This window comes from Pseudomonas mendocina (genome assembly GCF_900636545.1).
Classification (GTDB): Bacteria; Pseudomonadota; Gammaproteobacteria; order Pseudomonadales; family Pseudomonadaceae; genus Aquipseudomonas; species Aquipseudomonas mendocina.
On the sequence record NZ_LR134290.1, the window covers coordinates 4,011,180 to 4,037,611 of the forward strand.

Below are 26,432 nucleotides of genomic sequence, written 5' to 3' on the forward strand. Positions count from 1 at the left end.
TGCTGTGGCAGCCTTAGCGCCAGCCTTCGGTTACCCTCGCCTGCTACCCGCCGTAAGGCCTCGCCAGCTCTAGCGCGGCCTTCTGCTATCGACATTGGCGGTAACGCCAGTAACAGAGCGGTAACACCCGCAATTGACTTCATGCCCACCCATCAGGACTATAGGCGTCCCGTTGCCCAGCGACGGGCGCACCTTTGATGCCAATCCAGGCCGGATTGCAGCCAGATAGAAGCGGTATACCGAGCCTGAGCGAGGACCTTTGAAATGCCTGACGTTACCCTGACCACCCTGCAAAGCCTGAAGCAGAACGGCGAAAAGATCGCCATGCTGACCGCTTATGACGCCACTTTCGCCCAGGCCTGCAGCCAGGCCGGCGCTGAAGTGCTGCTGGTCGGCGACTCCCTGGGCATGGTCTTGCAGGGGCACGACAGCACCCTGCCGGTCACCATCGACGAGATGGCGTATCACACCGCCAGCGTCAAACGCGGTAACAACGGCGCACTGATCATCTCCGACCTGCCGTTCATGGCCTATTCCACCAGCGAACAGACCCTGCTCAACAGCGCCAGGCTGATGCAGGCTGGCGCCCACATGGTCAAGCTCGAAGGTGCTGGCTGGCTGGCCGAGCCAATCCGCCTGCTGGCCGAGCGCGGCGTTCCGGTATGCGCCCACCTCGGGCTCACCCCGCAGGCAGTGAACATCCTCGGTGGCTACAAGGTCCAGGGCCGCCAGGAGGCCCAGGCACGGCAGATGCGCGCCGATGCCATGGCCCTGGAACAGGCCGGGGCCGCCATGCTGCTGCTCGAGTGCGTCCCCAGCGAGCTGGCTAGCGAGATCGCTCAAGCCGTGAAGATTCCGGTCATCGGCATCGGCGCCGGCCCTGGCACCGACGGCCAGGTACTGGTCCTGCACGACATGCTCGGCCTGTCGCTCTCGGGCCGCGTCGCCAAGTTCGTGCGTAACTTCATGGAAGGTCAGAGCAGCATCCAGGGTGCCCTGAACGCCTACGTCAAAGCCGTGAAAGACGGCAGCTTCCCCGCAGCCGAACACGGTTTCTCCGCATGAACACTGTCAAGACCCTGCGCGAGCTACGCGCCGCCGTGGCCCAGGCTCGAGCCGAGGGCAAGCAGATTGGCTTCGTGCCGACCATGGGCAATCTGCACGCTGGCCACGTTTCGCTGGTGCAAATTGCCGCCCAGCGCGCCGACTTCGTGGTCGCCAGCATCTTCGTCAACCCGCTGCAGTTCGGCGCGGGCGAGGATCTGGACAAGTACCCGCGCACACTTGCCGCCGATCAGGAAAAACTGCTGGCGGCCGGCTGCCACCTGCTGTTTCACCCGGATATCGCGGAAATCTATCCGCACGGCATGGGCGACCAGGCTCGCGTCAGCGTTCCAGGTGTCTCCGAGGGGCTGTGTGGCGCCAGCCGTCCGGGGCATTTCGAAGGCGTGGCGACCGTGGTGACCAAGCTGTTCAACATGGTCCAGCCCGATCTGGCCGTATTCGGCGAGAAGGACTACCAGCAACTGGCGGTAATCCGCGCGCTGGTGCAGGACCTGAACATGCCGATCCAGATCATCGGCGCACCGACTCAACGCGCCGAAGATGGCCTTGCCCTGTCCTCGCGTAACGGCTACCTCAGCGCAGAGCAGCGCAACGCAGCGCCGGCGCTGTATCGAGGCCTGCAAGCGATCGCCGAAGAACTGCTGCGTGGAGCCCGTGACTATGCACGGCTGATCGACGGCGCTCAGGAGCAACAACGCGCAGCGGGGTTCGTCCCCGATTACCTGGAAATTCGCAACGCAGTGACCCTGCGTCCGGCACAGGTAGATGATCGCCATCTGGTGATACTCACCGCGGCACAGCTGGGCGGCACCCGCCTGATCGACAATCTTGTGGTTGAACTGCCGAGTCAGTAGCTGCCTCCAAAGGCAGACGGTTACACTCTTAGAGGCCCGGATCGATCCGGGCCTTTGCTTTTGCGGATCAGGAGCTCCGATGGCCTACTACCAGCAGCCTCAAGACGTTACCACCCTGCCCGCCTGGCAGGCCCTGCAGCAACACCGCGCCGAAATGGCCGGATTCAGCATGCGCGAAGCCTTTGCTGCGGACTCCCGGCGCTTCCAGCGCTTTTCCCTCGATAGCTGCGGGCTGCTGCTGGATTACTCGAAGAACCTGATCGATGAACGCGGCCTGGAGCTGCTGATCCAGCTGGCTGATCAGGCCGGCCTGCACCAGTCCATCGCCGCCCTGTACAACGGCGAGCGGGTCAATGCCTCGGAAGGCCGCGCCGCGTTGCATACCGCCTTGCGCAGCCCGATCGGCCGCCGCCTGCTGCTCGATGGCAACGACATCATCCCCGAGGTCCATCGCGTCCTGAACCAGGTCACCGAGCTGGTCAGTCGCATTCACAGCGGCCTGTGGCGCGGCTACAGCGAGAAGCCGATCAAGGAAGTGGTGAACATCGGTATCGGCGGCTCCTTCCTCGGCCCGCAGCTGGTTTCCGAGGCACTGCGTCCGTTCACCCAGCGCGGAGTACGCTGCCACTACCTGGCCAATATCGACGGCAGCGAATTCCGCGAACTCACCGCCCGACTGAATCCGGAAACCACGCTGTTCATCGTCTCCAGCAAGTCTTTCGGCACCCTGGAAACCCTGAAGAACACCCTGGCCGCGCGTGACTGGTACCTGGCCATGGGCGGCCCGGAGGAGCAGTTGCACCGCCATTTCATCGCCGTGACCAGCAACCGCAAGGCCGCCATCGAGTTCGGTATCGGCGAAGAGAATATTTTCCCCATGTGGGACTGGGTCGGCGGGCGTTATTCGTTGTGGTCGGCCATTGGTTTGCCCATCGCCCTGGCCATCGGCGTGTCCAACTTCAAGGAGCTGCTGGCCGGCGCCTATGCCATGGACCAGCATTTCACCCAGGCACCGCTGGCCGAGAACATGCCGGTGCTGATGGCCCTGCTGGGCATCTGGTACACCAATTTCTGGGGTGCGCAGAGCCACGCGATCCTGCCCTACGATCACTACCTGCGTAACTTCACCAAGCACCTGCAGCAGCTCGACATGGAGTCCAACGGCAAGAGCGTGCGGCAGGACGGCGCGCCGCTGGACATCGCCACCGGCCCGGTCATCTGGGGCGGCGTCGGCTGCAACGGGCAGCATGCCTACCACCAGTTGCTGCACCAGGGCCGCTTGCTGGTACCGGCGGACTTCATCGTCCCGGTCAACAGCTACAACCCGCTATCCGATCACCACCAGTGGCTGTTCGCCAACTGCCTGTCGCAGGCCCAGGCGCTGATGCAGGGCAAGACCCGCGAAGAAGCCGAAGCCGAACTGCGTGCCAAGGGCCTGAGCGAAGACGAGGTGCAGCGCCTGGCACCGCACAAGGTGATCCCCGGCAACCGGCCGAGCAATATCCTGGTGATGAACCGCATCGCGCCATTCAACCTGGGCGCACTGGTAGCGCTGTACGAGCACAAGGTGTTCGTGCAGAGCGCTATCTGGGGCATCAACGCCTTCGACCAGTGGGGCGTGGAACTGGGCAAGGAGATGGGCAAGGAAGTCTACCAGCGCCTGACCGGCGCCAGCGACGAACCGGCCAGCGATGCTTCCACCCAGGGACTGATCGAGCATTTCCGCTCCCAGCATCGCGGCTGATCACCTGAGGGGAGTGCCGACCGGCACAACTCAACGGCAGAAGCGCTGACGATACTCCCCGGGCGTCACCCCCAGCGCCCGGGAGAATGCCTGCCTAAGGTTGTACGCGTTGCCGAAGCCGCTGCTCTGCGCCACGCGCTTGAGCGACGCCTGGCCTGCCTCCAGCAACTGGCATGCATGCTCCAGACGCAGGTGCAGCAGCAGCCTAGCGGGCGTCACCCCGAGTTCAGCTTGGCAATGACGATGCAGCGTACGCGGCGACATGTTCATGTAGGTCGCCATGCTCTCGACGTCCCAAGGGGTCACCAGAGACCTTCGCAGTTCACTCAGCAAGCCTTGCATCACGCCCCCGGCAGGAGCCTGCTGCGCCAGCAGCTCGGCGCTGAACTGCCGCTGCCCGCCTGGCCGTCTCAGGTACATAACTAGGCCCCTGGCCACCTGCAGCGAGACGTCACGCCCATGGTCCTCTTCCACCAGGCTCAGACATAGATCCATCCCTGCAGTCACCCCAGCCGAGCTGTAGAAGGTGTCATCACGGATGAACAGGCTGTCATGCAAGACCTCCACCGCTGGATACAGCCGCTGCAACAGCTCGGCATAGCGCCAGTGGGTGACCATCTTGCGCCCCGTCATCAAACCGCTCTGCGCCAGCAAGAATGCGCCTGTACACACAGAGGCGCAGCGCGCTGCCAACGAGCCGGCCTCTTCCAACCAGCGGGCGATCTGCCCTTGCTGCAAGGCACGCTGAACGCCGTATCCGCCGGCTACCAGCAATGTACAACCGGCCAGATCGTGCGGCTCGGGCACCGGTCGAGTGTCTATCGACAGCCCGCTACTGGAGGCAACCATGCCGCCATCCCACGAGACTGCCTGCAACTGATAGGCGGGCCGCGCCACCGCCGGTAGATGCTCGTCCACTGCAGCGAACACGTCCGCAGGCCCGGTGGCATCGAGCAACTGGAACTCGGGAAACACCAATAACAGGACCCTGTGAGTCATCGTTTTTCCGTCACCAATGGCAGGTTTTCACTCATTTATGACATATGCGCCAACCACACACACGACAAACTGCCCGCCTCTTGCAGCCAAAGGAGCGACCTCATGTACAGAAAATGGCCAATCGCTGGCTTGCAGGGCCTGCTGTGCTTCGCCGGTTATGCACACGCCACTGATGAGCGACTGCCCGCCTACCAGCCACGCTTCGAGCGTGAACAGCCTGTGGTGGTGGTGCTCGCACAGAACCAGATGACGGAACTGACGGACTTCGTCGTGCCACTCGGCGTCCTGCGGCGCGCGGGCGTGACCAAGGTACTGGCGGTGGCGACCGATCCGGGCACAGTGCAGTTGATGCCGGCGCTCAGCTTGCGAGCAGAAGCCAGCATTGACGAGTTTCAGCGCCAGTTTCCGCAAGGCGCCGATTACCTGATCGTGCCCGCCGTACATGACAGCCAGGAGCCCCGATTGCTGGACTTCATCAGGCAGCAGGCGGCGCTAGGCGCCAACGTCATCGGCATCTGCGACGGCGTGCTGCCACTGGCTTATGCAGGCCTGCTGGACGGACGTCGCGCCACCGGTCACTGGTACTCGCGTGAGCAGCGCCTGAGCGATTTTCCCACCACCCTGTGGCAGGAAAATCGGCGCTACGTGGTAGACGGCCGACTGATGACCACCGCAGGTGTCAGCACAGCCCTGCCAGCCTCACTCGCGCTGCTCGAAGCCATTGCCGGCACGCCCAAGGCGAGCGCACTGGCACAGGAACTCGGTGTCCGCGACTGGTCCCCGCAACATGACAGCGAGGTGTTCACCCTTGGCAGCCAAGGCTACCTGACTGCAGCAGGTAACTACCTGGCGCGCTGGAAGCACGAAACCTTTGCCGTCGCCTTGCACCCCGGCATGGACGAAATCAGCCTGGCGTTGCGCGTGGACTCCTGGGCACGCACCTTTCGCACCGAGGTGCAGGGCATGGCCCGTGAGCCAGTACTCAGTGCCAGCGGGCTGGAGTTCATACCGCAACGCACCGAGGCCAAGAAGTTGCCGGAGCTGCCGGGAGGCGCCACGACGGCCATGCAGGCACTCGATGAAGCGCTCACAGCCATTGCCGGTCGCTACGGTGCGTCGACCCGCAGTCTGGTCGCCGCACAGCTCGAATACCGGCCTCAGGAGCAAGCTCGGCAGCATATGGAAATGCTTAAGCCTTGAACCAAGCGCCTGCTTGGGTGCACCCTTGTGAGCGTTGCGGACAAACAATTACAAGGACCCCGCCATGTTCGAGATCACCCGCCATCCCGTGCAAGATGCCGTGCGTCAGCGCGCGCATCTTGATAACGACGCCTACCTGCGTCTGTACCAGCAGTCCGTCGAGCAGCCCGATACTTTCTGGGCCGAGCAGGCCAAGGCCTTCCTCGACTGGTTCAAACCCTGGGATCAGGTGCACGCCAGCGACCTCAAGCAGGGCCGCGCCGAGTGGTTCAGGGGCGGCAAACTCAACGTCGCCTACAACTGCATCGATCGTCACCTGGAAAAACGCGGCGAACAGATCGCCATCATCTGGGAAGGCGACAATCCCGCCGAATCCGCGCACATCACCTACAACAAGCTGCACCACAACGTCAGCCGCCTGGCCAACGTGCTCAAGCGCCGCGGGGTGAAGAAAGGAGACCGGGTATGCATCTACATGCCGATGATTCCCGAGGCGGCCTACGCCATGCTCGCCTGCGCGCGCATCGGCGCCGTGCATTCGGTGGTATTCGGCGGCTTCTCCCCGGACGCCCTGCGTGACCGCATCCTCGACGCCGACTGCCGCACCGTGATCACCGCCGATGAAGGCGTGCGCGGCGGCAAGTACATCCCGCTGAAGGCGAACGTCGACAAGGCCCTGCAGAGCTGCCCGGACGTATCCACCGTGGTGGTGGTCGAGCGCACCCAGGGCGACGTCGCTTGGGTCGAAGGCCGTGATCTCTGGTATCACCAGGCGCTCAAGGAAGTCGACGCCGATTGCCCGGCCGAGCCGATGGACGCCGAAGACCCGCTGTTCATCCTCTATACCTCCGGCAGCACCGGCAAACCCAAGGGCGTGCTGCACACCACCGGTGGCTACCTGCTCGGCGCGGCGATGACCCACAAGTACGTGTTCGACTACCACGAGGGCGACATCTACTGGTGCACCGCCGATGTCGGCTGGGTCACCGGACACAGCTACATCGTCTACGGCCCGCTGGCCAATGCCGCCACCACCCTGATGTTCGAGGGCGTACCGAACTACCCGGACGCCTCGCGCTTCTGGCAGGTGATCGACAAGCACCAGGTCAACACCTTCTACACCGCACCAACCGCTCTGCGCGCGCTGATGCGCGAGGGCGAAGGCCCGGTCAAGGCCACCTCGCGCTCGAGCCTGCGCCTGCTCGGCACCGTGGGTGAGCCGATCAACCCGGAAGCCTGGGAATGGTATTTCCACGTAGTCGGCGACACGCGCTGCCCCATCGTCGACACCTGGTGGCAGACCGAAACCGGCTCCATCCTGATCACCCCACTGCCCGGAGCCACTGACCTCAAGCCCGGCTCGGCCACCCGCCCCTTCTTCGGCGTGCAGCCGGTGCTGCTGGATGAACAGGGCAAGGAAATCGATGGCCCCGGCAGCGGCGTGCTGGCGATCAAGGCGAGTTGGCCGAGCCAGATCCGCAGCGTCTACGGCGACCATCAGCGCATGGTCGACACCTACTTCAAACCCTACCCCGGCTACTACTTCACCGGCGACGGTGCACGCCGCGACGAGGACGGCTACTACTGGATCACCGGCCGTGTCGACGATGTGATCAACGTTTCCGGACACCGCATCGGCACCGCCGAGGTGGAAAGCGCCCTGGTGCTGCACGATGCCGTGGCCGAAGCCGCCGTGGTCGGCTACCCGCATGACGTGAAAGGCCAGGGCATCTACGCCTACGTCACCCTGATGAACGGCCAGGAACCCTCCGACGAGCTGAAGAAGGACCTGCTGACCCTGGTCGGCAAGGAGATCGGCAGTTTCGCCAAGCCGGAGCTGATCCAGTGGGCGCCAGGTCTGCCCAAGACCCGCTCGGGCAAGATCATGCGCCGCATCCTGCGCAAGATCGCCTGCAACGAGCTGGAAAACATGGGCGACACCTCGACCCTGGCCGACCCGAGCGTGGTCGACAGCCTGACCGAGCAGCGCCTCAACCGCTGAGCTTCGCGCCCGGCCCGAAAGGGCCGGGCGCATCTTGTCTTGCGCCGGCCAAGCGCCGAAACTGCGCGCCATGGAAAGCCTACGTCGTCAGATCGAAAAACAGGTGCACAGCCTCACCGGCGCCTCGCTGGGCGTACTCGACCTCGACCAGCCACGAGGAGATGCCGGCCTGTTCGGCCCCGAGTCGATGGTCTGGGAAGTACACGCCGACTTCACCGCGATGATGGTCGGGGGCATCTCCGCCCTGCTCCTGCAGATGCTTCACCCACTGGCACTGGCCGGCGTTTGGGATCACTCCACCTTTCGCCAGGACATGCTCGGCCGCCTGCGCCGCACCAGCCTGTTCATCGCCGGCACCACCTATGGCGGCCTGCATGATGCCGGACAACTGATCGACAAGGTGCGCCGCATCCACCTGCAGGTGGTCGGCCACGCACCGGACGGCCGACCTTATAGCGCCAGCGATCCCGAGCTGTTGACCTGGGTGCACGTTTCCGAGGTCAGCCAGTTTCTCGCCGGCTACCTGCGCTACGTCGACCCGCAACTACCCATGGCCGAGCAGGATCGCTACTACCGCGAAGTCGCGTTGATCGCCGAACTACTGGGCGCGCAGGACGTCCCCAAATCGGCTCAGGCCGTCGACGGCTATCTGCAGCGCATGCGCCCGCAGCTGCTGTGCGATGAACGCACCTGCGAAGTGGTGCGGCTGCTACATAGCGCACCGATGCCCAGCATCCTCGCCAAGCCCTTCGGTGGCCTGATGATGCAGGCAGGCGTCGACCTGCTGCCGGACTGGGCCAGCGACCTGCTCGGCGAACACCAGGCCGCCTGGCGCCGCCCACTGATCCGCGCCAGCGTGCAGCGCACCGCCAATCTGCTGCGCTGGGCGATTCGTAATAGCGCAGCACAGCGCGCCCACCGTCGTTTAGCGCCGCGCCCGTAGGCCACCGTCCCACGTCCATCGCCCGCGGCTTTTCTTGATAAACTTGCACCTCCTTTCTCCGAGACGCCGCGCATGCCCTCTCTTGACCAGGCGCTGCGCGCCGCCCTCGACGCTCGCCAGAACCTGCTGGCCGAACTGCACGCACAAGGCACCGACTGCTACCGATTGTTCCACGGTAGCCAGGAAGGTGCGCCAGGCCTGACCGTCGACCGCTATGGTCCGCAGTTGCTGGTGCAAAGCTTTCATCAGCCGCTGCAACCTGACGACCTGCAGACCATCGCCAGCCGCATCGAAGCCCATCTTGGCCAAGCCTTGCTGTTGATCTACAACGACCGCTCCAGGGGTAACTCGCGCATCGACCGCGACCCGACTCTATTCCAGGCCAGCGATGCGGCCCTGGAGGACATGGTCGGGCACGAATGGGGCCTGAACTACCGAGTTCGCGGCCGCCATGCCGGGCAGGATCCACTGCTGTTTCTCGACCTGCGTAACACCCGCGGCTGGATCAAGGCCAACAGTGCCGGCAAATCCGTGCTCAATCTGTTCGCCTACACCTGCGGCGTCGGCCTATGCGCCGCAGCAGGTGGCGCGCGCGAGGTGGTCAATCTGGACTTCGCTCAGGGCAACCTGGCCGTAGGCCGTGAGAATGGTGCGCTGAATCCAGAGCTACCAGCCATGCAGTTCATTCAGTCCGACTATTTCCCGGCCATTCGCCAACTGGCCGACCTGCCGATCACCAGCCGCCGCGGACAGAAACTGCCGAGCTATCCGCGCCTGCAACCGCGCCAGTTCGACCTGGTCTTCCTCGATCCGCCGGCTTGGGCCAAGAGCGCCTTCGGTACGGTCGATCTGCTGCGCGATTATCAAAGCCTGCTCAAACCGGCGCTGCTGGCCACTGCCGAAGGCGGCACGCTGGTGTGCTGCAACAATCTGGCAAAGGTGGAGATGAGCGACTGGCGCACGCAGGTGCTGCGCTGTGCCGAGAAGCTCGGCCGCCCGGTGCAGGATTGCCAGGTCATCGCCCCAGCCTCGGATTTCCCTTCCACGGACGGCAACCCGCCGCTGAAAACGCTGGTTCTGCACCTCTGAACCGGGACTTACGCGCAATCTGGATGCGGCGATAACGACCGGAACCGAACCGTCGTGCCATACTCCAAGTCGTCTCCTCGTCTGGATAGATGACGCCAAGCCATGCCCAAAGGACTGAAGCGCGCGCTGAGCGCACTGTTGATCGCAGTTTTTCTCTATAGCCTGATCGGTTTTCTGATTTTGCCGGGCATCGCCCTGCGCATCGCCAACCAGCAGTTGGCGCAATACGCCGCGGTGCCTGCGTCGCTGCAACGCGTGCAGCTCAACCCTTTCACCCTCGAACTCAGCCTCTGGGGGCTACGTATCGGCGAGAGCGGCCAGGAGCAGTTAAGCTTCCAGCGTCTGTACGCCAACCTGCAAAGCGACAGCCTGTGGAGCGGAGCCCTGCACCTGAGCGATATCGAACTGGATGGCGCACGTAGCGAAATCCTCTTCGCCAAGGACGGTACGCTCAACCTTACCCAGCTGTTCCGCCTACCGCAGACTCAGGCCGAACCCAAGGCCGAAAGCAGCGGGCCCTTCCCTCTACGCATCGACAGCATTCGCCTGCGGGAGAAAGCCCTGCGCTTCCAGGATCTACGCCCCAGCGAGCCAGTGGAGTTCGCCTACGACTCACTCGACCTGGAGCTGCACAACCTCAGCACCCTGGCCGGCGACAACGCGCGGATGACCATGACCGCCAGTGGCCCTCACGGGGCACGGATCGACTGGCGCGGTCAGGTCAGCCTGACGCCCATCACCTCCAGTGGCAGCTTGAACGTCAGCGACGGCCGCCTGAGCACCTTCTGGCCTTACGTACGCGACGCACTGCCACTGGTGCTCAAGGAAGGCCAGGTCGATCTCAGCAGCGACTACCAACTCGACCTGTCCAGCGGTACCGAGCTGCAACTGAGCAAGGTCAAGGTGCAGTTGGCCCCCTTCGCCATCGACGACCCGCAAGGCAAACCGCTGGTACGCCTGCAACGCCTGGATATCGACAACACCAGCCTCGACCTGGCCAAGCAGCAGGTGGTGGTCGGCCAGGTGCGCAGCCAGGGTCTGGAGGCCTGGGCTGCGCGCGAAGCCGACGGCCAGCTGGACTGGCAGAAGCTGTTCGCCAAACCAGAAAGCGCCAAGAGCGAAACTGCCGAAGCCGCGGAGCAGCCCGACGAGAGCAAGCCCTGGCAGGTGCTGCTACAGGATGTGCAACTGCGTGACTACAAGGCCCACCTGGCCGATCGTGTACCGCAGCAGGAAGTGGCCGTGGATGTCGGGCCACTGAACCTCGACCTGACGAATTTCGACAGTCTCGGCGACAAGCCTTTCGACCTCAGGCTCGACAGTGGCCTGGGCAGCCAGGGCAAGCTGCAGGCAGCCGGCCAGGTGCAGTTGAGCCCGACCTCTGCTCGGCTCAAGGTCGCCACCCAGGACATCGACCTGCGCCTGGCGCAAGCCTACCTGAGCCCCTTCATTCGCCTGGAACTGCGCAGTGGCCTGCTCGGCAGTGACCTCGAGGTGCAGCTCAAGAGCACCGAGCCGCTGGCGCTCAGCGTCTCCGGTAACGCCAGGGTCGACCAGTTGCACACCCTGGATACCCTGCGTGAGCGCGATTTCGTGCGTTGGAAGCAGGTACGGGTCAATGACCTCGACTACCGCCACGGCGAAAGCCTCGCCATCGAACGCATCGAGCTGGATCAGCCTTACGCGCGCTTCGTGATCAACGAGAACCTGACCACCAACGTCAGCGAACTGGTCGTACCGCAGCCGGCGACCCCGAGCGAGACCAAGGCTGATGCCGGCAAGCCGCTGGCGATTCGTATTGGCGGCGTCGCCATCAATGACGGCTCGGCCAACTTCGCCGACTTCAGCCTGACGCCCAGCTTCGCCACTGCCATCCAGCAAATGAACGGGCGCATCGGCGTGCTCGACAACCAGAAGCCGCAAGCCGCCAGCGTCGACATTCAGGGCAAGGTCGACCGTTATGCGCCGATGAGCATCAAGGGCAAGCTGACGCCGTTCGATCCCCTCAACAGCCTGGATATCGCCACCAGCTTCAAGAACGTCGAACTGACCACCATCACCCCCTATTCCGGCAAATTCGCCGGTTATCGCATCCGCAAGGGTCGCCTCAACCTCGACCTGCACTACCGCATCGAGAAAGGCCAGCTCAATGCCGAGAACAAGGTGCTGGTGGAAAACCTGCAACTAGGCGAACGGGTCGACAGCCCGGATGCCGTCGATCTGCCGATTCGCCTGGCGGTGGCGCTACTCAAGGACACCCAGGGCCGTATCGCCATCGAGCTGCCGGTGCAGGGCGACCTGAACAACCCCGAATTCAGCGTCATGCCCATCGTCTGGCAAACGCTGCGCAATCTGGTGTTGCGCACAGCCCAGGCGCCATTCAAGTTCATCGCCGGGCTGGTTGGCGGCAGCAATGTCGATCTCAGCACCGTACCATTCAACGCCGGGTCGGCTGAACTGGAAGGCGACGCACGCCAGGCACTGGACACCCTGGCCAAGGCCCTCGAGGAACGCCCCAATCTGCGCCTTGAGGTAGAGGGCCAGGCCGCGCAGAGCACCGATGGCCCGCTGCTGGCCGAACAGCGCCTGCAGCGCGAATTCCGCGAGGGCTGGTACAAGGTGCTGCAACGCCGCGGAGACAAGGTGCCCGCCAGCCCCGATGAGCTGACGGTCGACGAAGATGAGCAGGCCGCGTTGCTCGAAGGCATCTATCGCACCCGCCTCAAGCAGCAGCCGCCTGCTGAGTGGGCCGAACTGAACAGCGAACAGCGCCAGCAGAACATGCGCAAGGCGGTGCTGGACTCCTGGGCTCAGAGCAAGCTGCTGTTGCGGCAACTGGCTCAGCAACGCGCTGCAACGATCAAGGATTATCTGGTGGAACAGGGCGGGCTGTACGATGAGCGCGTCTACCTGATCGATGCCAACCTGGGCGAGCCCGAAGCCGATGGCCGCGTGCTCACCACCCTGCACCTGGACAGCCAATGATCATCCGCCGCTTCTCCCTCATCATGCTTGCCTCCCTGGCTGCCGGCCTGCTCAGCACGACCGCGCAAGCCGACACGTTGCGCTGCGGCAGTGCCCTGGTCAGCCTGGGTGACCGCCCGTTCGAGGTCGAACGCAAATGTGGCGCACCGGTGCATCGCGATCCGGTCGGTTACACCCTGGGCTCCTACGACCGCCGCGAATACATGATCGAGGAATGGGTCTACGGTCCGAGCAACGGCATGCTCAGCATCCTGCGCTTCGAAGGCAATCGTCTGGTTGCCATCGAACGTCGTCGCGAACGCTGAACCGGAGACTGTCATGCGCAAACCTGGCTATCTGTTGATGCTGCTTTGCCTACCGCTGATGGCCGAGGCGTCCTCGACCTACCGCTGCGGCAGCTCACTGGTCAGCACCTCGGCGCCTAGCGCAGAGGTGCTTAGCAAATGTGGCGAGCCCGCCAGTCGCGATTTTCTCGGCTACAAGGAAGTGGTCGACAGTTATGGCTTTCGTAACGAAGTGAGTGTCGAGGAGTGGATCTACGGCCCTCGAAGCGGCATGTACCACTTCCTGCGTTTCGAGGGTGGCCGCCTAACCGAGATACGCAGCAAACGCGGCAGTTGATGCATCGCCGCAGTTGCGGCTCCAGTTAACCCCGCATAAAAATCAAGGCCCCGCCGGTCACACCGGCGGGGCCTTCTAGCATCCGTGCCTGTCGCTATCCGTGCTCAGGCGTCCATGTCTGCAGCATCCGTGCTGATATGACATCCGTATCTGAAGCGATCCGTACTCGTTCGGCGTCCGTACCAGGCAATCCGTGCTTAGAGCTTGTCGCTGAAGTCGCGCAGCTCTTGCTGGGCCTTTTCCTTGGTCCAGCCGTAACGTTCTTGCAGCTTGCCAGCCAGGTATTCGCTGTGGCCCTCGGCGACGTCCAGGTCGTCATCGGTCAGGTTGCCCCAACGCTCCTTGATGCGACCGTTGAGCTGCTTCCATTTGCCTTTGATGATGTCGCTATTCATGGTCATTCTCCCAGTGACAGAAGGTGAGGCCGGGCGCTAACCCGGCCGGCTCGGCTATCAGTCAGCGGTTTTCAGGGCATCGGCGGAAACGTCACGCACACCCTCGATTTCCTTGGTCTTGGCGATGGCAAGCTCACGCTCGGCATCGGTCGCCACTACACCGGACAGGGAAACCACGCCCTGGTTGGTCTCGACCTTGATGTCCAGCGCACTGAGGTCCGAGTCAGCAACGAAAGTGGACTTCACTTTGCTGGTGATCCAGGTGTCGGATACCGCCTGCTCGGCTTTATCCACGGTGTCATTGGCCGCCAGCATGGTCGGCTCTGCGGCGAAAGCGGTCGAGGCCAGAGACATGCTCAGCACGGCAGCGGTCAGGGTGGTAGCGGCAAAACGGTTGATTGGCTGTTTCATGATTCGACTCCTGTACATTCCAGACAATCTGCAAACCAACTCCTGGCTGCAGGTTCACCAGTACTATCGCAAGCGCTGTGCCAGTTTTTAAAAAACTTATAAATCCTTTAAAAACAATAACTTAGAAATTAATCAAAGAAGGCTTTTAATTGCATTTCGCCGAGTCTGAAAAAATCTCTCGGGCAATTTGCATGATCTTTAGGTACTGCCGTACAGGACATGTCCCAAGACGAAAAGAGGTCGAGCGAAGGTCATCCGTGAAAGGAACAAGCAAAGTGCCTGGCAGCTACGCAAGACGAGGCGAGAACGTCCCCGCTGACGCTACACCCCGCGCCCGCGGGCGCAGCGAGAGAATCCCCCTAAAACCTGGCGGACGGGCACAAAAAAGGGCTCCCGCGGGAGCCCTTCTGGTTCGAATAGGCTAACCGTGCTTAGACCCCGGAGGCCTCGGCAGCGGCTACGTCCTTGATCGACAGCTTGATACGGCCGCGGTTGTCCACGTCCAGTACCAGTACCTTCACTTCCTGACCTTCTTTCAGTACGTCGGTGACCTTCTCCACGCGCTGATCGCTCAGCATGGAGATGTGCACCAGACCGTCCTTGCCTGGCAGGATGTTGACGAAGGCGCCGAAGTCGACGATGCGCTCGACCTTGCCGACGTAGATCTTGCCGATCTCGGCTTCGGCGGTGATGGCCAGAACGCGCTGCTTGGCAGCCTCAGCGGCTTCCTTGGTTTCGCCGAAGATCTTGATCGAACCGTCGTCCTCGATATCGATCGACGCCTTGGTCTCTTCGCAGATGGCGCGAATGGTGGCGCCGCCCTTGCCGATGACGTCGCGGATCTTGTCCTGGTCGATCTTCATCGCCAGCATGGTCGGAGCGTTGGCCGACAGCTCGCTGCGCGACTGGGCGATGACCTGGTTCATCTGGCCGAGGATGTTCAGACGGGCTTCCAGCGCCTGCTCCAGCGCCTGCTCCATGATTTCTTCGGTGATGCCCTGGATCTTGATGTCCATCTGCAGCGCGGTAACACCCTTGGCGGTACCGGCTACTTTGAAGTCCATGTCGCCCAGGTGATCTTCGTCACCGAGGATGTCGGTCAGAACGGCGAACTTCTCACCTTCCAGTACCAGACCCATGGCGATACCAGCAACCGGCGCCTTCATCGGTACACCGGCGTCCATCAGGGCCAGCGAAGCGCCGCAGACCGAAGCCATGGAGGAAGAACCGTTGGACTCGGTGATTTCCGAAACCACGCGGATGGTGTACGGGAATTCGTCGGCGCTCGGCAGCATGGCGGCAACGCCACGACGGGCCAGACGGCCGTGGCCGATTTCGCGGCGACCGGTAGCGCCCATGCGACCACACTCACCGACCGAGTACGGCGGGAAGTTGTAGTGCAGCATGAAGGGGTCTTTCTTCTCGCCTTCGAGGGTGTCCAGCAGTTGCGCGTCGCGAGCGGTACCGAGGGTGGCAACGACCAGCGCCTGAGTTTCGCCACGGGTGAACAGCGCCGAGCCGTGAGTCTTGTCCAGTACACCGACTTCGATGTTCAGGCCACGCACGGTACGGGTGTCACGACCATCGATACGCGGCTTGCCGTTGACGATGTTCTCGCGCACGGTGCGGTATTCGATTTCGCCAAAGGCTTCCTTGACTTCGGCAGCGGACGGTGCGCCTTCGTCGTTGGCAAGCTTGGCCACGACTTGATCACGCAGTTCGCCCAGACGCGCATAACGGTCCTGCTTGACGGTGATGGTGTAGGCCTGGGAAATCGCCTCGCCGAATTCGCCACGGATGGCGTTCAGCAGAGCAGTATTTTCCGGCTTCGGCTGCCAGTCCCAGGTCGGCTTGCCAGCTTCGGCAGCCAGTTCGGCGACAGCCTGGATGACAACCTGGAATTCTTCATGGGCAAACAGCACGGCGCCCAGCATCTGGTCTTCGGTCAGCTCTTTGGCTTCCGATTCGACCATCAGCACGGCGTCCTTGGTACCGGCGACGACCATGTCCAGGCTCGAGGCCTTGAGCTGCTCGTAGTTCGGGTTCAGCAGGTAGCCGGTTTCCGGATGGAAGGCGACGCGCGCGGCGCCGATCGGACCGTTGAATGGGATACCGGAGATGGCCAGGGCAGCCGAGGTGCCGATCATCGCAGCGATGTCCGGATCGGTCTTCTTGCTGGTGGAAACCACGGTGCAGATGACCTGCACTTCGTTCTGGAAGCCTTCCGGGAACAGCGGACGGATCGGACGGTCGATCAGGCGCGAGGTCAGGGTTTCTTTCTCGGAAGGACGCGCTTCACGCTTGAAGAAACCGCCAGGGATCTTGCCGGCTGCGTAGGTCTTTTCCTGATAGTGCACGGAGAGCGGGAAGAAGCCCTTGCTCGGGTCGGCGCTCTTGGCGCCGACCACGGTGACCAGCACGCTGACGTCGTCATCGACGGTGACCAGCACGGCGCCGGAGGCCTGACGGGCGATACGGCCAGTCTCGAGGGTAACGGTCGACTGACCGAACTGGAATTTCTTGATTACCGGGTTCACGGTGTTTTCCTTCTCTTTGTTGCCTTGGGGGAAATTGGAAAGAGGCGCGGGAGTCGGACCCGGTGCATCCCTCGAAAAGCCAAAAGCTGGAAGCCCAGCGCCACGAGGTGAGGATCACTCCTCACTCGCGACGCCGAACTCCCAGCTTCCAACTTGTGCAGCTCGCGTCTATTAACGACGCAGGCCCAGGCGACCGATCAGGGCGCTGTAACGACTGGTGTCTTTACCCTTCAGGTAGTCCAGCAGCTTGCGGCGCTGGTTAACCATACGGATCAGACCACGACGGCTGTGGTGATCCTTACCGTTGGCCTTGAAGTGACCTTGCAGCTTGTTGATGTTGGCGGTCAGCAGGGCTACCTGCACTTCCGGGCTACCGGTATCGCCTTCAGCTTGCTTGTAGTCGTTAACGATCTGGGCTTTTTCTTCAACGCTGAGTGCCATGTTGGCTTCCTCTCATCTGGAAACTGCCGAAGCAGTCTCAATAGGCCGGGAATCGCTTCCCGTGTTTTAAAAAGAGGAATGACCGTGCCTACTAACAGCCACCCTCGCAGCACCTGATGCCGACAACATCGGCGCCAGGCTTTCAGCCGTTACGGCCGAATCTGTCGGTGCTACGCACCGGTATAAATCAATCGACGCGGGGCAACACGCCCATCGTCACTCACTTCACCGATCCCGATGAAGCGACCATTGTGATCCTGCACCCGCACCATACCGAACTTCGGCGCTTCAGGTGCCCGCACCGGCTGACCTTGCAGCCAGTAGAACGCACTGTGCTCGGAAAACTGCAGCAGCGGCCAATCCAGCAGGCCACTGTCGACCGGCTGCAGAAAGCGATCGAGCGCTTCGCTGCCACCTTCAGCATGCACCGCTTCCAGCTCTTCGAGCGTCACGGTACGCGCCAGATCGAACGGGCCGGCCTTGGTACGGCGCAGTTCAGCGACGTGCGCGCCGCATCCGAGCAATTGGCCAAGGTCTTCGACCAGGGTCCGAATGTAGGTCCCTTTGCTGCAATCCACCGACAAGCGGGCCTGCTCGGCCTCGAGGGCGAGCAATTCCAGGCGCGCAATAGTAACAGAACGCGCCTCGCGCTCCACTACTTCACCTGCACGAGCCAGCTTGTACAAAGGCTGACCATCCTTCTTCAGGGCCGAGTACATTGGAGGTATCTGTTTGATTTCTCCACGAAAACGCGGCAGCAGAGCCTCGATTTCGCTGCGACCAACGGTCACCGGGCGGCGCTCGAGCACATCACCCTCGGCATCGCCGGTGGTGGTGGTCACGCCCAGTTGCGCCACGGTCTCGTACGCCTTGTCGGCATCGAGCAGGTACTGGGAAAACTTGGTCGCCTCGCCGAAACACAGCGGCAACACACCGGTCGCCAGCGGATCGAGGCTACCCGTATGCCCGGCCTTCTCGGCATTGAGCAACCAGCGCACCTTTTGCAGGGCTGCGTTGGAAGTGAAGCCGCGCGGCTTGTCGAGCAGGATGATGCCATCGACCTTGCGGCGAATACGTTTGACCTGCGCCACGCTTAACCCTCGCTGCCGTCCTGATGCTTGCGGTCTTCCGCCACCGCGCGCTCGATCAGCGCCGACAGCTCGGCGCCGCGACGAATGCTGGCGTCGTACTGGAAGTGCAATTGCGGGATGGTGCGCACTTTCATCGACTTGCCCAGCAGCATGCGCAAGTAACCCGCTGCCTCGCCGAGGATCTCCAGGTTGAGCTTGATCTGCTCGGCATCGTCGTCCTTGCCCATCACGGTGATGAACACCTTGGCATGGGAAAGGTCGCGACTCACGTCGACCGCAGTGATGGTTACCAGACCCAGGCGTGGGTCCTTGATCTCGCGCTGGATCAGTACCGCCAGCTCACGCTGCATCTGATCACCGATACGCTGGGTACGGCTGTAATCTTTGGCCATTTCTTACTTACCTTTCCTTCGTCTGCAGCCTAGCCGGCAGCGGACGTAAAAGCGGCAAACGCCCGGCCGCGCTTGAGCGGGGCCGGGCGTTGCATGATCGGGATGTCGCGCTTACAGGCTGCGCGCCACCTGGACCTTCTCGAACACTTCGATCTTGTCGCCGACCTTGACGTCGTTGTAGCTCTTCACGCCGATACCGCACTCCATGCCGTTACGCACTTCAGCGACGTCGTCCTTGAAGCGACGCAGCGATTCCAGCTCGCCTTCGAAGATCACCACGTCCTCGCGCAGTACGCGGATCGGACGGTTGCGGTAGACGGTGCCCTCGATGACCATGCAGCCAGCGACAGCGCCGAACTTCGGCGAACGGAACACGTCACGCACTTCGGCGGTGCCCAGGATGTTCTCGCGAACATCGCTGCCGAGCATACCGGTGAGCGCTTTCTTGACGTCTTCGATGATGTCGTAGATGACGTTGTAGTAGCGCATGTCGAGGCCTTCGGACTCGACGATCTTGCGTGCACCAGCGTCAGCACGGACGTTGAAGCCGAACAGTACGGCATTCGAAGCCAGCGCCAGGTTGGCATCGGATTCGGTGATACCACCGACGCCGCCACCGACCACACGCACTTGCACTTCGTCGTTGCCCAGGGTGCTGAGCGAGCCTTGCAGAGCTTCCAGAGAACCGCGAACGTCGGCCTTGAGCACGATGTTGAGGGTTTTCTTCTCTTCCTGGCCCATGTTCTCGAAGATGTTTTCCAGCTTGCCGGCGTGGGCGCGAGCCAGTTTGACCTCGCGGAACTTGCCCTGACGGAACAGCGCAACTTCGCGGGCCTTCTTCTCGTCGGCCACGACCATCATCTCGTCGCCGGCATCCGGGGTGCCGTCCAGGCCGAGGATCTCGACCGGGATCGACGGACCGGCTTCCTTGATCGGTTTGCCGTTCTCGTCGAGCATGGCACGCACACGACCATAGTTGACGCCAACCAGCACCATGTCGCCCTGACGCAGGGTACCGTCCTGAACCAATACGGTAGCGACCGGGCCACGGCCCTTGTCCAGGCGCGACTCGACCACGACACCACGACCGGGAGCGGTCGGAGTGGCTTTCAGCTCGAGAACCTCGGCCTGCAGCAGCACGGCTTCGAGCAGTTCGTCGATACCGGTACCGGCCTTGGCGGAAACCGGGACGAAGGGAGCGTCGCCGCCCCACTCTTCCGGGATCACGTCCAGCGCAGCCAGGCCGTTCTTGATGTTGTCCGGATTGGCTTCCGGCTTGTCCATCTTGTTCACCGCAACCACGATCGGCACGCCAGCTGCTTTCGCGTGCTGCACGGCTTCCTGGGTCTGCGGCATCACGCCATCGTCAGCGGCGACGACGAGGATGACGATGTCGGTGGCCTTGGCACCACGGGCACGCATCTGGGTGAACGCGGCGTGACCGGGCGTATCGAGGAAGGTGACCATGCCGCGATCGGTTTCCACGTGGTAGGCACCGATGTGCTGGGTGATACCACCCGCTTCACCGGAAGCCACCTTGGCACGACGGATGTAGTCGAGCAGCGAAGTCTTACCATGGTCGACGTGACCCATTACGGTCACTACCGGCGCACGAGACATCGCCTCACCTTCGAACTTCAGCGACTCGGCCAGGGAATCTTCCAGCGCGTTGTCGCTGACCAGCTTGACCTTGTGGCCCAGCTCTTCGGCGACCAGCTGTGCAGTTTCCTGATCCAGTACCTGGTTGATGGTGGCAGGCGAGCCCATCTTGAACATGAACTTGATGACTTCAGCGGCCTTCACCGACATCTGCTGGGCCAGTTCGCCCACGGTGATGGTCTCGCCAATCGACACTTCACGCACCACCGGACCGGCCGGAGCCTGGAAGCCGTGCTGGTTGCGCTTCTTCATCTTGGCCTTGCCGCGACCACCACGACGGAAGCCATCGCTCTCTTCGTCGACACTGCGCGGCGCGACACGCGGAGCCGGTGCCTTTTCCTTGAGGGTCGGACGGTGCTGCGCGTGCTTGCGATCACGACGCTCGTCTTCGTCGCTACGCGCCTTCTCGGGACGGCGCACTTCTTCTTTCTTGCGCTCGGCGTCGACAACCGGAGCAGCAGCGACCACAGGCTCGCTGGCCGGGGCCGGAGCAGCAGCGGGAGCTTCGGTAGCGGCGGCGGCAGCCTGACGCTTGGCCTCTTCTTCGGCCTTGCGCTTGGCTTCTTCCTCGGCTTTCAGACGCTCGGCCTCGGCAGCTGCCTGTTGAGCTTCCAGCTCACGCTGTTTCTCAGCCTCGAGCTCTTCCGGGCTGCGCTTGACGAAGGTCTTCTTCTTGCGCACTTCAACGCTGATGGTTTTGCTGCCAGCAACCTTGAGGGTGCTGGTGGTCTTGCGCTGCAAGGTGATCTTGCGCGGCTCTTCGACCTTGTCGCCGTGACTGCTCTTGAGATGGGCCAACAGCGCCTGCTTCTCGCTATCGGTCACTACCTGTTCGGCACTGCTGTGGGACAGGCCGGCCTCACGCATCTGCTGCAGCAGGCGCTCAACCGGAGTGTCGACCACTTTGGCCAGTTCTTTAACCGTGACTTGCGTCATGCATCTTTCTCCTCAGGCCGCAACCGCTTATTCGAACCAGTGGGCTCGAGCGGCCATGATCAGCTTGCCGGCACGCTCTTCGTCGATGCCGTCGATGTCGAGCAGGTCGTCGATCGACTGCTCGGCCAGGTCTTCACGGGTAATCACGCCGCGCAGCGCGAGCTCAAGAGCCAGCGCCTTGTCCATGCCTTCCAGTTCCAGCAAATCATCCGCCGGATGGGCATCTGCCAACTTCTCCTCGTTGGCGATCGCCTTGGTCAGCAGACGATCCTTGGCCCGTGCACGAAGCTCATTGACGATGTCCTCGTCAAAGCCATCGATGCTGAGCATTTCTTCCATGGGTACGTAGGCAATCTCTTCGAGACTGGTGAAACCCTCTTCGACCAGGACTTGAGCCAGTTCTTCGTCGACTTCCAGCTCGTCGATGAAGGACTGCATGATGTCGCCGGTTTCTGCCTGCTGCTTGGCCTGGATGTCCGCTTCGGTCATCACGTTCAGCGTCCAGCCGGTCAACTGACTGGCCAGACGAACGTTCTGGCCGCCACGGCCGATGGCTTGCGCCAGGTTGTCTTCGCCAACGGCGATGTCCATGGCATGGGCATCTTCGTCGACGATGATCGCAGCCACTTCAGCCGGCGACATGGCATTGATCACGAACTGCGCGGGGTTGTCGTCCCACAGCACGATATCGACACGCTCGCCACCCAGTTCGCCGGAAACGGCCTGGACGCGAGAACCGCGCATGCCGATGCAGGCGCCCTGCGGGTCGATGCGTTTGTCCTTGGAGCGCACGGCGATCTTGGCGCGCGAACCCGGATCACGGGAGGCGGCCTTGACGTCGATCAGCCCTTCGGCGATTTCCGGTACTTCGATGCGGAACAGCTCGATCAGCATTTCCGGAGCGGTACGCGACAGGATCAACTGCGGGCCGCGGTTCTCGGTACGAATTTCCTTGAGCAGGGCACGCAGACGCACGCCAACACGGAAAGTCTCGCGCGGAATGATGTCTTCGCGGGCCAGCAGCGCCTCGGCGTTGTTGCCCAGGTCCACGATGACGTTGTCGCGGGTTACCTTCTTCACGGTGCCGGAGATGATCTCACCCAGGCGCTCGCGGTAGGCATCGACAACCTGAGCGCGTTCAGCCTCGCGCACTTTCTGCACGATGACCTGCTTGGCGGTTTGCGCGGCGATACGGCCGAATTCGATGGATTCGACCTTTTCTTCGAGCACGTCCCCGATCTTGGCCTTTGCTTCGACGGCCTGCGGCATGTCTTCGGTCAGCTGATAGGCAGGATCTTCGAACTCGGACTCGTCGACCACGGTCCAGCGACGGAAAGTTTCGTAGCTACCGTTCTGACGATTGATCGACACACGTAGATCGACCTCGTCCTCGAAACGTTTCTTGGTCGCGGTCGCCAGAGCCAGCTCCAACGCCTCGAAAATCACGCCGGCCGGTACACCCTTCTCGTTGGATACCGACTCAACAACCAGCAGTACTTCTTTGCTCATCGTACGCCTCGCCTTTCGCAATCCATTGGTTATGCGCAATTCGCATCACGCTTGCGCCATCGGCGCCAAAATACGTGTGCTACCGCGCTACCTTCGCGCCATCTGTGTCGCTCGTTCCGCACCGAAAGTCGGCAGCCCGGCAGCGACGCAGATCCGCATTTCAATCAAATCGGGGGATGATATTGGCCTTGTCGATCAGGTCGATCGGCAACAGATACTCGTGGTCATCCACCTGCACTACCACGTCCTGCTCCTCCACACCGCGAAGGAGGCCCTGGAAGTTACGACGCCCATCGAAAGGCGAACGCAGCTTGATCTTCACCTGCTCACCGACATGCGCCGCAAACTGTTCGAGAGTGAACAACGGGCGATCCATGCCAGGAGAAGAAACTTCCAGCGTGTACTCGGAGGAAATCGGGTCCTCGACATCGAGTACACCACTGAGCTGACGGCTGACGATCTCGCAATCGTCGATCAGGATACCGTCGGCCTTATCGATATAGACACGCAGTAGCGAGTGACGCCCCTGCGACAGGAACTCGATGCCCCAACACTGATAACCGAGTGCCTCGATTACCGGGGCCAACAAGGCCTGCAACTGTTCTAGCTTGCTCGACACTTAACGGCCCTCGTGCATGCTGTGCAAATAAAAAATGGGCGAAACGCCCATCCCGTCTGTCCGCGGTAAAGCTGCGGACACTGTGTTTCAGCTAACAAAAAGCCCCTTAAAAGGGGCTTCTGAAACTGGTTGCGGGGGCAGGATTTGAACCTACGACCTTCGGGTTATGAGCCCGACGAGCTACCAGACTGCTCCACCCCGCGTCAAAGCTGGGCCGGAATTATACGGCCACCCCCTGGCGAGGGTCAACCAAACACTCCAGCAACAAGAAAGCCCGCGAACTGCGGGCTTTCTTGAGTATGGTACCGAGGAGGGGACTCGAACCCCTACAGCCTATGGCCACTACCACCTCAAGGTAGCGTGTCTACCAATTCCACCACCTCGGCAAAACTGTTACTGCTCTGGAGCCTCCGGCACATCCGAAGCACCGGATGCTGGAGCTTGCTCTTCGAGCACCGGAACGTCTTCGACGGCCGGTTTTTGTTGAACTTCCAGAACCGCTGGATCCGGCAGACCAACCTGAGTCAGCGCATCAGCTTTTTCTTTAGCAAAATACGCTAAGCCCAAGCTGGTAATGAAAAAACCTGCGGCGAGTATACCAGTAAACTTACTCAGAAAGGTAGAGGAACCTTGGCTTCCGAATACAGTTGCCGAAGCACCCGAACCGAACGACGCACCCGCGTCAGCACCCTTGCCCTGCTGCAGCAAAACCAGCACTACAATCCCGATCGCACCCAGCAGGTGCAGAACAACAATGACTGTTTCCAGCATTCTTCAGTTTCCTGCAGCGCGACAAATCGCACCGAATTCATCCGCATTCAGAGAAGCTCCACCCACGAGCCCCCCATCGATATCCTGCATGCCGAATAACTCGACTGCACTGGCGGCCTTCACACTGCCGCCATAAAGAATTCTCAGCTCACTGGCAACTTCAGCATTCAACTGCGCAACCTGCGCGCGAATCGCTGCATGCACCTCCTGAGCCTGCTCAGGCGTAGCGGTCAACCCTGTACCAATGGCCCAGACAGGCTCATAGGCAACTACGGCATTCTTTAGCGCTTCGACACCCAGGGCATCGACCACTGCAGCCAATTGGCCGCCCACCACACCCAGCGTTTCACTCGCTTCGCGCTGCTCACGCGTCTCACCGACACAGAGCACCGGCACCAGGCCGGCAACCTGAATTGCAGCAAACTTGCGCACGATCACTTCGTCACTCTCACCCAGAATCAGGCGACGCTCGGAATGACCAACCAGCACCAACCCACAGCCGCCATCGACCAACTGACTGACTGCAAGCTCACCGGTCAAGGCGCCCTGCTCGACTTGCGCCGCGCAATCCTGCGCTCCAACCTTCACAGCCTTGCCATCCAGGCCTTCGACGACCTGAGCGATATGCAGACTGGAGGGAAACACCGCGACCTCGACATCGGCAGGCAAGTCCTGCTGACGCAACCCTTCGATCAGCTCTGCGACGCTGGCGCGGGTACCGTGCATTTTCCAGTTACCGGCGACCAAGGGGCGACGCATGTTTTACCTCGTCGATCAAAGAGGGCGCAGATGTTACCCAAGAGCAATCGCGGTAGCAAGCGCAATCAAGCACAGACTTCGGCAACAATCTTAGCCAATTCATCGGCATAGCTGCGAACCGTAGCCTCTTCGTCACCTTCGACCATCACTCGAACGAGCGGCTCGGTACCGGACTTGCGCAGCAATACGCGACCGCGACCCGCCATGCTCTCGGTCACCCGCGCACAAGCCTCCTTCACGGAAGGGTGCTCGAGCGGATCGACCGCGCCGGCAAAACGCACATTGACCAGCACCTGCGGGCACTTCTTCAGATCGCCACGCGCCTCGACCAGGCTCTGACCACGACGTTTGAGCGCCATCAGCACCTGTAGCGCCGCAATGATCGCATCGCCGGTGGTGGTGTGCTGGAAGCAGACCAGGTGCCCCGAATTTTCGCCACCCAGTTGCCAGTTGCGCGCCAGCAATTCGGCGATCACGTAACGATCACCAACATTGGCACGAATGAACGGGATGTTGAGGTCCGCCAGCGCCAGCTCTAGACCCAGGTTGCTCATCAACGTGCCGACCACACCACCGCGCAGTCGCCCGCGCTCCTGCAGATCGCGGGCGATGATGAACAACAACTCGTCGCCATCAACCACCGCACCGTACTGATCGACCATCAGCACGCGATCCGCATCACCGTCGAAGGCGATGCCCAAATCGGCCTGCTGCGCGACCACTTCGGCCTGCAGCGCAGCGATATGCGTGGAACCACAGCCATCGTTGATATTGAGGCCATCAGGCTGAGCGGAAATGACCCGGACCTCCGCACCCAATTCGCGAAAAACGCTCGGCGCCACCTTGTAGGCAGCGCCATGGGCGCAGTCGATGACGAGCTTCAGCCCCTTGAAGCTGGTACCGCTGGGCACACTGCCCTTGCAGAACTCGATGTAGCGACCAGAAGCGTCATTGATCCGCGACGCCTTGCCAATTCCGGCGGACTCGACCACCGTCATAGGCTGATCGAGGAGCTCCTCGATCATCAACTCCACGTCATCCGGCAGCTTGGTGCCCTCACTGGAGAAGAACTTGATGCCATTGTCATCGTGCGGATTGTGCGAGGCACTGATGACAATGCCGGCATCCGCCTGGAATGTGCGCGTCAGATAGGCGATAGCCGGTGTCGGCATTGGCCCGAGCAGCTGCACGTCGGCACCGGCCGCAGCCAGCCCCGCCTCCAGGGCGGACTCGAACATGTAGCCCGAGATACGCGTGTCCTTGCCGATGAGAATGCGGCACTTGCCCTGCTTACGAAATGCCATGCCTGCCGCCCAACCGAGCTTGAGCATGAAATCGGGGGTAATGGGGAACTGACCGACGCGCCCCCGAATGCCGTCGGTGCCGAAGTACTTTCTAGCCATAACGCTT

General features: G+C 62.0%; 23 protein-coding genes and 2 tRNA genes. 10 read left to right on the plus strand and 15 right to left on the minus strand.

The features are described from left to right. The first annotated feature begins 264 nt into the window (after window positions 1–264). The 3 genes from panB to pgi all read left to right on the plus strand — a co-directional run bounded on the left by panB (window position 265) and on the right by pgi (window position 3,663). Window positions 265–1,065 (plus strand): 3-methyl-2-oxobutanoate hydroxymethyltransferase, encoded by an 801-nt coding sequence (gene panB, locus EL191_RS18655; protein ID WP_013716976.1) that lies wholly within the window; start codon window positions 265–267, stop codon window positions 1,063–1,065. Continuing rightward, complete coding sequence (panC, locus tag EL191_RS18660; protein WP_013716977.1) at window positions 1,062–1,919, plus strand: pantoate--beta-alanine ligase; 858 nt, start codon at window positions 1,062–1,064, stop codon at window positions 1,917–1,919. The genes panB and panC overlap by 4 nt, the downstream gene beginning before the upstream one ends. 79 nt (window positions 1,920–1,998) lie before the next feature. Then, window positions 1,999–3,663: a glucose-6-phosphate isomerase gene (gene pgi / locus EL191_RS18665; protein WP_013716978.1), complete on the plus strand. Its 1,665-nt coding sequence runs from the start codon at window positions 1,999–2,001 to the stop codon at window positions 3,661–3,663. A gap of 30 nt (window positions 3,664–3,693) precedes the next feature. On the opposite strand, the gene EL191_RS18670 is transcribed toward pgi, so the two are convergent. Next, entirely contained in the window at window positions 3,694–4,662 is a 969-nt protein-coding gene (locus EL191_RS18670; protein ID WP_041980714.1) for a GlxA family transcriptional regulator, read from the minus strand. A 102-nt stretch (window positions 4,663–4,764) separates the two neighbouring features. Between EL191_RS18670 and EL191_RS18675 the strand changes: the two genes are divergently transcribed. From EL191_RS18675 to EL191_RS18705, 7 genes are all read left to right on the plus strand, one after another. Then, window positions 4,765–5,862 (plus strand): DJ-1/PfpI family protein, encoded by a 1,098-nt coding sequence (locus tag EL191_RS18675; protein ID WP_041980713.1) that lies wholly within the window; start codon window positions 4,765–4,767, stop codon window positions 5,860–5,862. Between the two features lie 64 nt (window positions 5,863–5,926). Continuing rightward, on the plus strand, window positions 5,927–7,864 hold the full coding sequence (acs, locus tag EL191_RS18680) for an acetate--CoA ligase (RefSeq protein WP_017363698.1): 1,938 nt from the start codon (window positions 5,927–5,929) through the stop codon (window positions 7,862–7,864). Between the two features lie 70 nt (window positions 7,865–7,934). After that, window positions 7,935–8,807 (plus strand): oxygenase MpaB family protein, encoded by an 873-nt coding sequence (locus EL191_RS18685; RefSeq protein ID WP_041980712.1) that lies wholly within the window; start codon window positions 7,935–7,937, stop codon window positions 8,805–8,807. A 72-nt stretch (window positions 8,808–8,879) separates the two neighbouring features. Continuing rightward, window positions 8,880–9,896, plus strand: a complete 1,017-nt coding sequence (locus EL191_RS18690; RefSeq protein WP_041980711.1) for a class I SAM-dependent rRNA methyltransferase — start codon at window positions 8,880–8,882, stop codon at window positions 9,894–9,896. 102 nt (window positions 9,897–9,998) lie between these two features. Beyond that, window positions 9,999–12,881 carry a DUF748 domain-containing protein gene (locus EL191_RS18695; RefSeq protein ID WP_041980708.1) on the plus strand — a complete coding sequence of 961 codons (2,883 nt, stop codon included), beginning with the start codon at window positions 9,999–10,001 and terminating at the stop codon, window positions 12,879–12,881. Then, a complete protein-coding gene (locus tag EL191_RS18700; protein ID WP_013716985.1) occupies window positions 12,878–13,186 on the plus strand; it encodes a DUF2845 domain-containing protein in 309 nt (102 codons plus the stop codon). Before EL191_RS18695 ends, EL191_RS18700 begins: the two co-directional genes overlap by 4 nt. A 13-nt stretch (window positions 13,187–13,199) precedes the next feature. Next, window positions 13,200–13,502, plus strand: a complete 303-nt coding sequence (locus EL191_RS18705) for a DUF2845 domain-containing protein (RefSeq protein WP_041980707.1) — start codon at window positions 13,200–13,202, stop codon at window positions 13,500–13,502. A 197-nt stretch (window positions 13,503–13,699) separates the two neighbouring features. Here EL191_RS18705 and EL191_RS18710 read toward each other — a convergent pair whose 3' ends face one another. From EL191_RS18710 to glmM, 14 genes are all read right to left on the minus strand, one after another. Next, window positions 13,700–13,897, minus strand: a complete 198-nt coding sequence (locus EL191_RS18710; RefSeq protein ID WP_013716987.1) for a CsbD family protein — start codon at window positions 13,895–13,897, stop codon at window positions 13,700–13,702. A gap of 57 nt (window positions 13,898–13,954) precedes the next feature. After that, complete coding sequence (locus tag EL191_RS18715) at window positions 13,955–14,308, minus strand: BON domain-containing protein (RefSeq protein ID WP_041980705.1); 354 nt, start codon at window positions 14,306–14,308, stop codon at window positions 13,955–13,957. Window positions 14,309–14,739: 431 nt separating this feature from the next. Next, window positions 14,740–16,845, minus strand: coding sequence for a polyribonucleotide nucleotidyltransferase (gene pnp / locus EL191_RS18720; protein WP_041980704.1), 2,106 nt, complete (start codon window positions 16,843–16,845; stop codon window positions 14,740–14,742). Between the two features lie 171 nt (window positions 16,846–17,016). After that, window positions 17,017–17,286 (minus strand): 30S ribosomal protein S15, encoded by a 270-nt coding sequence (gene rpsO / locus EL191_RS18725; RefSeq protein WP_004424394.1) that lies wholly within the window; start codon window positions 17,284–17,286, stop codon window positions 17,017–17,019. Window positions 17,287–17,456: 170 nt separating this feature from the next. After that, window positions 17,457–18,377 (minus strand): tRNA pseudouridine(55) synthase TruB, encoded by a 921-nt coding sequence (gene truB / locus EL191_RS18730; protein WP_013716990.1) that lies wholly within the window; start codon window positions 18,375–18,377, stop codon window positions 17,457–17,459. Window positions 18,378–18,379: 2 nt separating this feature from the next. Next, entirely contained in the window at window positions 18,380–18,769 is a 390-nt protein-coding gene (rbfA, locus tag EL191_RS18735; RefSeq protein ID WP_013716991.1) for a 30S ribosome-binding factor RbfA, read from the minus strand. Between the two features lie 111 nt (window positions 18,770–18,880). Continuing rightward, window positions 18,881–21,364: a translation initiation factor IF-2 gene (infB, locus tag EL191_RS18740; protein ID WP_041980703.1), complete on the minus strand. Its 2,484-nt coding sequence runs from the start codon at window positions 21,362–21,364 to the stop codon at window positions 18,881–18,883. A gap of 27 nt (window positions 21,365–21,391) precedes the next feature. Further along, on the minus strand, window positions 21,392–22,873 hold the full coding sequence (gene nusA, locus EL191_RS18745) for a transcription termination factor NusA (RefSeq protein WP_013716993.1): 1,482 nt from the start codon (window positions 22,871–22,873) through the stop codon (window positions 21,392–21,394). A 160-nt stretch (window positions 22,874–23,033) separates the two neighbouring features. Then, on the minus strand, window positions 23,034–23,492 hold the full coding sequence (gene rimP / locus EL191_RS18750; protein WP_013716994.1) for a ribosome maturation factor RimP: 459 nt from the start codon (window positions 23,490–23,492) through the stop codon (window positions 23,034–23,036). 126 nt (window positions 23,493–23,618) lie between these two features. Further along, window positions 23,619–23,695, minus strand: a tRNA-Met gene (locus tag EL191_RS18755). Window positions 23,696–23,792: 97 nt separating this feature from the next. Then, window positions 23,793–23,878: transfer RNA gene (locus EL191_RS18760), tRNA-Leu, on the minus strand. Window positions 23,879–23,885: 7 nt separating this feature from the next. Further along, complete coding sequence (gene secG, locus EL191_RS18765; RefSeq protein ID WP_041769564.1) at window positions 23,886–24,263, minus strand: preprotein translocase subunit SecG; 378 nt, start codon at window positions 24,261–24,263, stop codon at window positions 23,886–23,888. A 3-nt stretch (window positions 24,264–24,266) separates the two neighbouring features. After that, entirely contained in the window at window positions 24,267–25,022 is a 756-nt protein-coding gene (tpiA, locus tag EL191_RS18770; RefSeq protein WP_017363691.1) for a triose-phosphate isomerase, read from the minus strand. 65 nt (window positions 25,023–25,087) lie between these two features. Beyond that, entirely contained in the window at window positions 25,088–26,425 is a 1,338-nt protein-coding gene (gene glmM, locus EL191_RS18775) for a phosphoglucosamine mutase (RefSeq protein ID WP_041980702.1), read from the minus strand. Between the last annotated feature and the right edge of the window lie 7 nt (window positions 26,426–26,432).